Origin of the sequence: Methanospirillum hungatei (assembly GCF_020216685.1) — an archaeon.
In the GTDB taxonomy this organism is placed as follows: Archaea; Halobacteriota; Methanomicrobia; order Methanomicrobiales; family Methanospirillaceae; genus Methanospirillum; species Methanospirillum hungatei_B.
Genome location: NZ_JAIWNS010000058.1, coordinates 1 through 10,000, shown reverse-complemented (window position 1 = coordinate 10,000; position 10,000 = coordinate 1). Strand labels below are relative to the sequence as shown.

The following is a 10,000-nucleotide window of genomic DNA, read 5'->3' as shown; positions in this document are numbered from 1 at the left end:
TATTCCATTGAGCGGTACTATCACCATTTCTTCTCTGGAGACAGGGCATTTTTACACCTTTTAGATGAATTGAACCTGTCTGATACGATACTCTGGCTCAAAGGGTCAACCGGTACATACCAAAACGGGACCATCTATCCCCTCACCACCCCCCTCGAAATACTGCTCTATCCTCACCTTAGCATATTTGAAAAATTCAGGCTCGCATTATTCACCAAAAAAGTCAAACACTTTGATCTGTCACACCTTGACACCATAAGCGCAGAGAAATTCCTTACAGAGCAGCTTGGAGAGAAAATTTACCGCTCATTCTTCAGGCCACTCCTGAATTCAAAATTTGGTCAGAATGCAGAGAAAATCTCTGCCGCATGGCTTGTCAGCCGGGTGGCTATCCGTTCGGATAGAAGTCTTGGGGGAGAGCGGCTCGGATATCTTGAGCGGGGGTTTTCATCCTTCATCGAAAGTCTTTCAAATACGATAACCGGATATGGAGGAGAGATAAGAATAAACACACCGGTTACCTCCATACAAAAAGCCGGGTGGGAATGGTATATAAATGATGAACCATTCGATGCCGTCATTGCAACCATCGCACCCGGTCTTCTGAAAAAAACCGGTCTTGATATTCCGGATATCCCCTACCAGGGAGCGGCCTGTCTGACCATGGGGCTTGTCCGTCCTGTCACTCAGGGTATTTACTGGATTAATCTGTATGATGATGCCCCCTATGGAGCTGTCATCGGACATACCTGTTTTGCCCCAAGAGCATGGTATGGTGAGGATATCGTCTATCTTGCATCATATTACACCGGCACGCCGCCCACCGACCTGAAGGAACGGATGATAGAAGATTTCCAGAGAAAATTTTCAGTCAGGAGTGATGAGATACTATGGGCAGAAATGACTAGAGACCCCTATGCCGGGCCGCTATATCTTGCCGGGTATAAAGAGCAGATGAACATGATATCAGTTCCCGGACTTGTTCTTGCCGGTATGTTTTCTGAAGAGAACTATCCGGAACGGAGTATTGAGGGATCGGTTCGTGCCGGACTCAGGGCTGCAGAAGAGATCGTCAGGATGGAAAAGAATCCGGAAGTGACCTGAGTGACAATATCAAAACCGGTAACAGTTGTCATTCCGGTGTACAACGATGTTCATGCCCTAAAAGAGGCGGTACCACGAGTTCTGCAGACGCTATCCTGCATTGCTTCAGAGTTTGAACTCATCATAGCCGAGGATGCCAGCACCGATGGATCTGCTGAATTAGCAGCAACGTTTGCCCGGGAGAGCCCACAGGTCATCCACCAGCACCGGGATGAGCGGCTGGGGAGGGGATCGGCCCTGTCTCGTGCTGCCTCAATAGCCCGTGGAGATATCTTCTGTTATTTTGATGTTGATATGGCAACCGACATCTCCCATCTTGAAGAACTCCTTGGCCGAATTACTGAAGGGTATGATCTGGCAACCGGTTCACGGCTTCTTCCGGAGAGCAAAATCATCAGAAGTTGCAGCCGTGAGATTAAAAGCAGGGGATATAACTTGCTGGTCCGGCTTATTCTGAAAAGCACCCTCTCTGATCATCAGTGCGGATTTAAGGCATTCAGAACCGAAGTGCTCAGGGACCTTCTGCAGGAGACATGTGATACCCACTGGTTCTGGGATACCGAGATCCTTGTACGTGCCCAGCATAAAGGGCTTCGTATCGCAGAGATCCCGGTAATCTGGACAGAGGGACAGGAAACGACAGTCAGATCAGGTGATATCTGGAAGATGGGACGAGCAATTCTCCGACTCTGGTGGCAGCTCCATGTATCGTAAACTCTGTGCTATCATCTTCTCTGTTCTTCTGGCAGTAGGAATCCTGGCCGTCATGGTCATCAGAGTCTGGAATGACCTGGCCGATGCACTTGCCTATGTAAGACCGCTCTATCTTATCCCGGCATGTTTTATCTGCCTGTGTGCCTGGTTTGTCAGGGGAGGGCGGTACCAGTCCATCCTCTCGCGGATGCAGGTATCCATTTCACTCATCTTTTCAACGGCCTGTATCTACATATCACAAACGGTAAACCTTATCGTCCCTGCCCGGCTTGGAGACCTGATCCGGGTGGTCCTGCTCAAGCATGATTATGATGCAACCATCTCCCAGGGTCTCTCCTCCATCATCGTGGAGCGGGTTTTTGATATCATCTCGGTAGCAGTCCTGGGGCTTTGCGCAGTGGTCTTTGTGCTGAACGCCCCGTCCTGGGTTCTCATGCTGCTCATTCTTCCACTCGTGCTTGGGGGAATCTTCTTTCTGGTTCTCATCCTCACGGGCAAAGTTCAGACTGACAATAAATACATCGGGTATGTTCTGACGATGATGAATGAGATGCGGAATGCATCCCTGACTCCCCGGTCCGCATGTGTTCTCGCAGTTACATCACTTGGTATCTGGATACTTGATACTGCCATCTGTTCCCTTGTTGCCCTTATGTTCGGGCAGGATATCCCTTTTTCAATCGTCCTGCTTGCAGTAGTTGCAGGAAACCTTGTAAAAGCAGTCCCCCTCACACCCGGCGGAGTCGGGACCTATGAATTTGCCCTTGCCGTCATCTTTGAACTGGCAGGGACAAGTCCGGCAGTATCCACCCTTATCGCAGTCATCGACCACCTGATTAAGAATGGTATCACCCTTATCGGAGGGGCGATCTCTATCATGTACTTAGGAGACTGGGTAATCCCCGAACTCTCTGAAAGTATTAAGAAAAGACTGAAGGATGAATCATAAGGTATGATTGAATCAGGACAGATTATTGCGGTATTATCCTGGCTCTTCCTTCTTTTCCTATTCCATCTCTCTCTCTATCCCTTGATAAAAGAATACCTGCCCAAAATTGCGGTCCCCGTATCCTGGACTGCGGGATTTATCCTGACCGCTCTTGCAACCTGGTATGCAGTCTTCTGTGGTCTTCCTCCCTATACTGGTCTGATCCCGATCATTGTTGCATATCTCTGCACCGGAATATTTCATAAGACGGGACATTACAAAGCCATCCCCTCAGAATGGCGCTACTACCTGCTCTTTTTCGGCGTGTTTCTTGCCATGCTCATCGTCAGGGCATACAATCCTGATATCAACGGGGCGGAGAAATTCATGGACCATGGATTTCTTGCATCGATTCTTAGAACGCCCCTGGTTCCCCCTCTTGACCCCTGGTTTGCCGGAGGGTTTCTGAATGTATACTACTATTTTGGTCACTGGATCATAGCAACACCGGCGATGCTCACCGGGATCCCCTCAAACATCCTCTTTAGCCTTGCTCTCCCCACAATCGCCGCACTTTCTGCCGTCAATCTCTACGGAGTGGGACACCTGACCCTACGGCATACCAGATTACTCCCGGTACTGGCATTTTTTGTCGTAAATCCGTACTTCATCTACCTTGCCCTTACCGGAACCCGGGCCTTTACCCTTCTCTGGGATAGCAGCAGAGTCATTCAGGACACCATCAACGAATATCCACTCTTCTCATTTCTGTTTGGTGATGTCCATGCCCATGTCCTTGGTATCATGGCCCAGTCATTTCTGGTTCTCATGGTAACCGCTGCGTTGGTATGCTGGAGAGATGGAACCAGGGCACGTATCTTAATTCTTCTCCTGACTGCACTCGGGCTTTCGGTAATTCCGGTAGTCAACAGCTGGGATGTCCTGATTTGGGCACCGATGATTCTGGTGACAGGATTTTGTCTGATTGGACGTGAATATAGAGGGGCACCAGCCCTTACAATTCAGGCTGTTATGCACACTGTGCAGACAATGATCCGGGAGCGGGGGGGACAATGGTTCCAAAAACCCGTGATTGCTGCAGGATTTTATCTCCTCCTTGTTCCGGCCATGAGTCTGGCCCTCATCAGTCCGCTCCTCCTTGGGATGCATACCCAGGGAATTGCAGGGATTGGGTTTGTCCATACCCCGACTGATATCTGGCAGTTTATCATGGTCCATGGCTGGTTCTTTGCTGCCTTTTTATTCTCTTTCAGGTCAGAACTCAGAAAAGTTCCCTGGATCCTTCTTGCCATCTTCCCGTTCTTCCTGACCGGGTACCTCTCCGCTGCACTTGCAACCCTGATCCTGATTTTTGTCATCAGGCGAAGATCAGGATCTGCAGATCTTCTGGCTGCAGGAGGACTTGCAATTCTGCTCTTTTGTGAACTTATCTACCTGGCAGATAACATGGGAGAGGTCTATTACCGGATGAACACGGTATTCAAACTCTATATCGGTGCCTGGCTCCTCTGCGGAACTGCTGCGGCCCTGATGATTGGAAACGAGCTGGATGCATATATCACCAGAAAACCAGGGCTGACTTCACGGCTCGTCGAGTCATCTATCATAATCATGCTCTGCCTTTGCCTGATTGTCCCTCCGGTCATCGTCTCCACCATCCACGGACCGCATACCCCTACTTTGGATGGCATGGCATGGCTTTCACAATCTCATAGGGAGGATGCTGAAGCTCTTGCATTTTTACGAACCCTCCCCGGTGAGCATATTATCGTGGAAGCAGCCGGGGATGACTACCAGTATACCTCACGGGTCTCATCATTCACCGGAATCCCGACGATCATCGGATGGCAGTTCCATGAATATATGTGGAGGGGGAATTATCCGGAAGGCTGGTATGGTGAGCGGGGCAATCATATCAGGACCATATATGAAAACCCGGACCAGACAATCCCCCTCATGGAACGGTACCGGGCAGATCTGCTCTATGTCGGCCCTGAAGAGCAACAAAAATATAATATTTCTCTACCCGCCCATGACCTTCAGGAACTCTACCGGAATCGCGATATCGTGATCTACCAGCATCAGGCTTCATGAAACCCGGCCAGTCGGGGAGATATTTCCCTTGGAAGCAAAACCAGATCTAAGAACCTTTAAACGCCCACAATCGTAACTAATATGGCACATTCGTCATCTGCTGATGAGTGATGACGGAGGGTCATGCCCCTCCTGAATGAGGTGAATTCATGGCAAACTACGTTACCTTTGAAGTCTCTGAAGAGATCCAGAACAAGGCTCTTGAAGCCGTCGAAGCCGCACGTGAAAGCGGAAAAATCAAAAAGGGCTCCAACGAAGCCACCAAGGCCATCGAGCGCGGGATCGCACAGCTGGTCCTTATTGGCGGAGATGTTGAACCAGCAGAGATCGTCATGCATCTTGGACCACTCTGCGAAGAAAAGAAGATTCCGTATCTCTTCATCAGCAAGCAGAATGATATCGGCGCTGCTTGCGGACTGGAAGTCGGCTCTGCTGCTGCAGCTATCGTAAAGTCCGGAAAAGCAAAAGAGACCATCGATGAAATTGCTGCCCAGATAGCAGCTCTCAAAGCTGAGTGAATATCATGGACGGAACGCCCGCTGAAGTAATCGAGGTTATCGGGTCAACCGGTATGCATGGAGAAGCCATGCAGGTGAAAGCCCGTATCCTTGATGGCCCGAACAAGGGGCGGATTATCACCCGTAACACGGTAGGACCGATCCGTGAAGGTGATGTTCTGATGCTCCTTGAGACTGAACGTGAAGCAAAGAAACTTTCCCGGAGGTAAGAACAATGATTGATACGCATATCTGTTCTTTCTGCGGCCTGCAGATGGAGCCTGGAACCGGGAAGATGTACGTCAAAAAGGACGGACAGATTTTCTATTACTGCAGCACCAAGTGCCAGAAGAACCACAAGCTCGGACGTATTCCACGCCGTGTCAGATGGACCACCGCTGGCCGGAAAGCTCTTGGCAAGGTATAACAATGGAACGGACATTTCTGATGGTAAAGCCTGACGGAGTTCAGCGCGGACTGATCGGTGAGGTTATCACCCGGTTTGAACGCCGCGGATTCAAGATGGTTGCCTCACGATTTGAACGGCTTCCTGATGCACGGGTCATGGAGCATTATGCAGAACACGTGCAGAAACCCTTCTTCCCAGGTCTGAAGGCATACATCACTTCAGGACCCTGTTTCCTGATGGTATGGGAAGGAAAAGATATCGTGAAGATTAGCAGGGATATGATCGGAGCAACCAATCCTGCCGGTGCAGCACCTGGTACGATTCGTGGAGACTATGCCCTTGAGATAGGGATGAATGTCATCCATGGCTCTGATTCTGTTGAAACTGCAAATCGCGAGATTGCTATTCATTTCAAACCGGAAGAACTTGTTTCATATACCCGGATAGATGAACAGTACCTCTACGAATAAATTTTTTTACTGGGATTATCATCTTTTTTCCATTCCGGTTCATTGAACGGATGTTTCAATACAAAAGAAGAAAAATAGTACCAGACTGGTGACCTGGAATGAACTCATCCGACCGGACAATCAGAATTGGTTCACTCTGCATCCTTGTATCTCTTCTGATTGCCGTCGTTCTGATATCCGGATGCACAGAGACTGACCGCCTTTCAGACGAGGCAAAGACCGCATATAATTCTGGAAGGTATGCCGAGGCAGTATCACTCTATAACCAGGCCATCCAGTTGTCAGGAAGTAACAGTCAGCTCTACTACCTGAAAGGTCTGGCCCTTTTTGAACTGGTCCGATATAAGGACGCAATAGATGCGTTTACCTCTGCGATACGAATACAACCGGATTATCCTGAGGCATGGTTCATGAAAGGCAGGGCCAGTTATATGATGGGTGATTATGATGAGGCGGTCAGGTCATTCTATAAGGCAATAGAGCTTGATGAGAACAACACCGAATACTGGTATCATCGGGGCCTTGCCTTGTCTGGCCGTGGACAGTATGATCTTGCCATCTCACATTTTGATAAGATACTTCAGATGGACCCGTCGCTCGAGAAAGCCTGGAGCTCACGCGGGTATGCCTATGTTATGGAAAAGAACTATACCGATGCGCTGGATTCATTTGAGGCAGCATTAAAGATAAATCCGGGCAATGCAGAGAACTGGATAAACAAGGCATCAGTACTGCGGGTTTTGGGAAGAACTGATGAGGCGGACATCGCCATAAGTCAGGCAAATCTCCTCTATAAAAAGCAGGGAGAGGTTATTGCCCGTAAAATCCCAAAAACACCTATAACGGTAATTCCCTGACCCGGCAGGAAGACATTTCATATTTCTCTGACAACGTTTAAAGAGAATTGTGCATTCAGGCACCTGGAATGTGTATCTTCATGAAGTTCGTTTCAACTGTTTTATTGACCCTGGCAGTGCTGATACCCACCCTCCTGTGCGGATGTCTGGGAACTGAGGGATGGAGTGCACAGGACTGGATAGAGCAGGGTAACCGGTTTGCAAAAGACGGACTCTATACAGAAGCAGTGAATGCATATAGTCATTCAATCCGACTTGACCCGATAAATCCGAAGGTATGGACCTACCGCGGTATTGCACTTCAGCACCTGGGCCGGCAGCAGGAGGCTATGAATGACTTTGATGAGGCAATCAGGCTTAATCCTGATGAGAGTGGCGCCTGGCAGGGGAAAGCATCCTCATATATAGAGAGTGGTCAGTATAAACTTGCCATAAAATCTGCAGAGCGATCACTGGAACTGGCAGGACCCCAGGATAAAAAGGAGAACTCATGGCTGCTGATCGGATTTGCATACAACCGGCTTGAGCAGTATGAAGAGGCTCTGCAGAGGTTTGACAAGGCAATCGAGATAGATCCAAAACGGGTGGATCTCTGGCAGCATAAGGCATACACCCTGACAAAGCTGGGCAGGTATATGGAAGTCCTGAAATGCTATGAGGTTATGACCGGATTAGAACCAGACAGCCCGGAACTCTGGAATAAAAAAGGAGAGATTCACCTGGCTCTTGGTCAGATCAATGAAGCAAATGAAGCTTTCGCGATGGCAAAAAGCCTGATTGAAAGAAATTAAATTTTATTTTCCTATTTGTGCTCTCCAAAGAGCATGAGCAGATCCCTGATATGAGAGTCACATTCCCTGATGAGGGGCTCTTGTGACGGAGTAACCCCTGCTGCCTTCAGCATGGATATCTGAGTTTCAAGAGCATGAAGATGGCCGATAATCTTGGACCTGATGGTATCATGTTCGGCCGGGGGCTGGACCTCCTTTTTCTTTCGTACTGATTCACGGATCTTATATGCAAGTTCAGTGAACTGAGCACGCGGATCCCCGCCTTTCTGAATGTAGTAATCAGCACCGGCATTGAGGGCCTCGATGACCACATCCTCCCTGCCTCTTCCGGTAAAGATGATAAAGGGGATATGATCTCCTTTTTCCCGAATTGCCCTGAGAAAACCCAGCCCGTTCATAACCGGCATCTCATAATCAGAGACCACGGCATCAAAGCCCCGCTCATTCAGCAATGCAAGGCCCTCTTCGGCGGAGAGCACAGTGGTAACGGAAAACTCACCATGCCTTTCCAGAAAAGCACGGGCAATATCCAGAATGACCGGTTCATCATCAACAAGCAGGACGGATATCATAAATAGAGACTTATTACCATTCAAGGACTTTAATCATGGCGATGCAGGATCAAAAACGGGGCGGATCTGGTCTGACCCCGCTTTATGCATTGAAAACGTGAAGATATGCAAATGCTGCAAGAATTATCACAACCAGCACCGCACTGATGACATCACCAAAACCAAAGACCAGTTTATGAAGGGGAAGGTTTTTTCGCGCCCGATACCCCCGCATATCAAGGGTAAGACCGAGGACCTGAGTCTTTGCAAGTGAATTTGCAACAAGCGGTATCATAATCGGTTTCATGCTTCTGATCTTCCCGGATATACCGGTTCCCGGGTTATAACCCCGGCAAAGCTGTGCTTCATGGATCCGCCTGGCCTCCAGCTGAAGGCTTGGAATAAACCGGAGCGCTATCAGAAGCATGAGGACATAGTCAACCGGAAGGCGGAATGCCAAAAGTCCGGTCACCAGATCACTGGGTTTTGTGGTCACGACAAAGAGTTGAAATGCCGTTATCATCACGATAAACCGGAGGGAGAGGATAACACCAAAGAGAAGCCCGCCAAGGGTGATCCCATATCCCTGAACTCCAGGTTCAGCAGACGGAAGAATGGTGAGTAACAAGTCACCTTCCTGGACCGTCAGACTGGTCAGTATTACGAGGAAGAATGACAACAGGATAAGGAACGGGACCTGATTGATTATCTCTTTGATAAGACCGGAAAAAAGGGCACCGAGCACCAGAACACCAATGAGAAAACAGAGAAACGGTACCTGGGCTGACATTACGCATAGCCCGACGATGAGAATGACCAGGAGCAGTTTGGTGACCGGATTGAGATGATGAAGCGGACTGGTTCCCGGTATATATTGCAGAATCTCACTCATGATGCACGCCCCTTCAGGTTATGATAATCCCCGATGACCCGGCCATTCTCCATGGCAATGATCCGGCCTGCATAACTTTCGGCAATCCGCATATTATGCGTAACCATGATGATGGTATGCCCGCTCTTCTGCAACGTCAGCATAAGATCCATCATCCGGTCAGATTCTTTCTCGTCAAGACCGGTGGTCGGTTCATCCAGAATGATAAGTCCGGGTTTCATCGCAAGAATACAGGCGACTGCTAGCCGCTGCCGTTCACCCCGCGAGAGATGCCGGGGATAGGTTGCTTCAGAGCCTGAGAGCCCGACCATGGCAAGCACATCTCCAATGACCTGATCAGGAGAGTCTGCTCCGATATTCTCAAGGCCGAACATGATCTCATCTCTGACACTGTCAGCAAAGAGCATGGTATCAGGGTTTTGAAACACAAGGCCGGTCTGCCTGACAAGATCGATGACCGGTGCCGTGGCTGCATCCAGGCTTCGCACATGGACAGATCCCCCGTCAGGTCGTAACAGACCGTTCAGATGCTTCACCAGAGTCGTCTTCCCTGAACCATTCTCACCAAGGATTGCAATAAATTCCCCTTCATAGAGAGTCAGGGAGACGCCACTGAGTGCTTCTATTGTGCCATATCGTTTGATCAGGGAGTCGATGGTTGCGATAACCGGA

Annotated in this window: 13 protein-coding genes; 10 read left to right on the top strand and 3 right to left on the bottom strand. The window is 49.2% G+C overall.

Features of this window, described 5'->3' with window-relative positions; all coding sequences use genetic code 11:
* The 10 genes from LDL35_RS03255 to LDL35_RS03210 form a co-directional block, all read left to right on the top strand.
* Nucleotides 1-1,104: NAD(P)/FAD-dependent oxidoreductase (locus LDL35_RS03255; protein WP_304019451.1), on the top strand; the 1,104-nt coding region annotated here is incomplete at its 5' end.
* Nucleotides 1,105-1,818, top strand: a complete 714-nt coding sequence (locus tag LDL35_RS03250) for a glycosyltransferase (RefSeq protein WP_304019449.1) — start codon at nucleotides 1,105-1,107, stop codon at nucleotides 1,816-1,818. It begins immediately after the preceding gene.
* Complete coding sequence (locus tag LDL35_RS03245) at nucleotides 1,808-2,767, top strand: lysylphosphatidylglycerol synthase transmembrane domain-containing protein (protein ID WP_304019448.1); 960 nt, start codon at nucleotides 1,808-1,810, stop codon at nucleotides 2,765-2,767. The genes LDL35_RS03250 and LDL35_RS03245 overlap by 11 nt, the downstream gene beginning before the upstream one ends.
* Before the next feature lie 3 nt (nucleotides 2,768-2,770).
* Complete coding sequence (locus LDL35_RS03240) at nucleotides 2,771-4,861, top strand: DUF2298 domain-containing protein (RefSeq protein ID WP_304019445.1); 2,091 nt, start codon at nucleotides 2,771-2,773, stop codon at nucleotides 4,859-4,861.
* A 149-nt stretch (nucleotides 4,862-5,010) separates the two neighbouring features.
* Nucleotides 5,011-5,379 (top strand): 50S ribosomal protein L7Ae, encoded by a 369-nt coding sequence (rpl7ae, locus tag LDL35_RS03235; RefSeq protein WP_011448597.1) that lies wholly within the window; start codon nucleotides 5,011-5,013, stop codon nucleotides 5,377-5,379.
* Between the two features lie 5 nt (nucleotides 5,380-5,384).
* Nucleotides 5,385-5,588: a 30S ribosomal protein S28e gene (locus tag LDL35_RS03230; protein ID WP_011448598.1), complete on the top strand. Its 204-nt coding sequence runs from the start codon at nucleotides 5,385-5,387 to the stop codon at nucleotides 5,586-5,588.
* Nucleotides 5,589-5,593: 5 nt separating this feature from the next.
* Entirely contained in the window at nucleotides 5,594-5,785 is a 192-nt protein-coding gene (locus tag LDL35_RS03225) for a 50S ribosomal protein L24e (RefSeq protein WP_011448599.1), read from the top strand.
* A gap of 2 nt (nucleotides 5,786-5,787) precedes the next feature.
* Nucleotides 5,788-6,237 (top strand): nucleoside-diphosphate kinase, encoded by a 450-nt coding sequence (gene ndk / locus LDL35_RS03220; protein WP_304019435.1) that lies wholly within the window; start codon nucleotides 5,788-5,790, stop codon nucleotides 6,235-6,237.
* Nucleotides 6,238-6,335: 98 nt separating this feature from the next.
* A complete protein-coding gene (locus tag LDL35_RS03215; RefSeq protein WP_304019432.1) occupies nucleotides 6,336-7,094 on the top strand; it encodes a tetratricopeptide repeat protein in 759 nt (252 codons plus the stop codon).
* An 80-nt stretch (nucleotides 7,095-7,174) separates the two neighbouring features.
* Complete coding sequence (locus LDL35_RS03210; protein ID WP_304019430.1) at nucleotides 7,175-7,885, top strand: tetratricopeptide repeat protein; 711 nt, start codon at nucleotides 7,175-7,177, stop codon at nucleotides 7,883-7,885.
* Between the two features lie 11 nt (nucleotides 7,886-7,896).
* Here LDL35_RS03210 and LDL35_RS03205 read toward each other — a convergent pair whose 3' ends face one another.
* The 3 genes from LDL35_RS03205 to LDL35_RS03195 form a co-directional block, all read right to left on the bottom strand.
* Nucleotides 7,897-8,457, bottom strand: a complete 561-nt coding sequence (locus LDL35_RS03205) for a response regulator (protein WP_304019428.1) — start codon at nucleotides 8,455-8,457, stop codon at nucleotides 7,897-7,899.
* Nucleotides 8,458-8,539: 82 nt separating this feature from the next.
* Nucleotides 8,540-9,328 carry an energy-coupling factor transporter transmembrane component T gene (locus tag LDL35_RS03200; protein ID WP_304019427.1) on the bottom strand — a complete coding sequence of 263 codons (789 nt, stop codon included), beginning with the start codon at nucleotides 9,326-9,328 and terminating at the stop codon, nucleotides 8,540-8,542.
* A partial coding sequence (locus tag LDL35_RS03195) for an ABC transporter ATP-binding protein (RefSeq protein WP_304019425.1) occupies nucleotides 9,325-10,000 on the bottom strand: 676 nt, incomplete at its 5' end. The genes LDL35_RS03200 and LDL35_RS03195, both read right to left, overlap by 4 nt.

What these genes read in the sequence shown, in the direction of transcription:
- LDL35_RS03200 (WP_304019427.1), bottom strand. Translation starts at nt 9,328, where the DNA reads ATGAGTGAGATTCTGCAATATATACCGGGAACCAGTCCGCTTCATCAT.
- ndk (WP_304019435.1), top strand. Translation starts at nt 5,788, where the DNA reads ATGGAACGGACATTTCTGATGGTAAAGCCTGACGGAGTTCAGCGCGGA.
- rpl7ae (WP_011448597.1), top strand. Translation starts at nt 5,011, where the DNA reads ATGGCAAACTACGTTACCTTTGAAGTCTCTGAAGAGATCCAGAACAAG.
- LDL35_RS03205 (WP_304019428.1), bottom strand. Translation starts at nt 8,457, where the DNA reads ATGATATCCGTCCTGCTTGTTGATGATGAACCGGTCATTCTGGATATT.
- LDL35_RS03245 (WP_304019448.1), top strand. Translation starts at nt 1,808, where the DNA reads ATGTATCGTAAACTCTGTGCTATCATCTTCTCTGTTCTTCTGGCAGTA.
- LDL35_RS03240 (WP_304019445.1), top strand. Translation starts at nt 2,771, where the DNA reads ATGATTGAATCAGGACAGATTATTGCGGTATTATCCTGGCTCTTCCTT.
- LDL35_RS03225 (WP_011448599.1), top strand. Translation starts at nt 5,594, where the DNA reads ATGATTGATACGCATATCTGTTCTTTCTGCGGCCTGCAGATGGAGCCT.
- LDL35_RS03230 (WP_011448598.1), top strand. Translation starts at nt 5,385, where the DNA reads ATGGACGGAACGCCCGCTGAAGTAATCGAGGTTATCGGGTCAACCGGT.
- LDL35_RS03210 (WP_304019430.1), top strand. Translation starts at nt 7,175, where the DNA reads ATGAAGTTCGTTTCAACTGTTTTATTGACCCTGGCAGTGCTGATACCC.
- LDL35_RS03215 (WP_304019432.1), top strand. Translation starts at nt 6,336, where the DNA reads ATGAACTCATCCGACCGGACAATCAGAATTGGTTCACTCTGCATCCTT.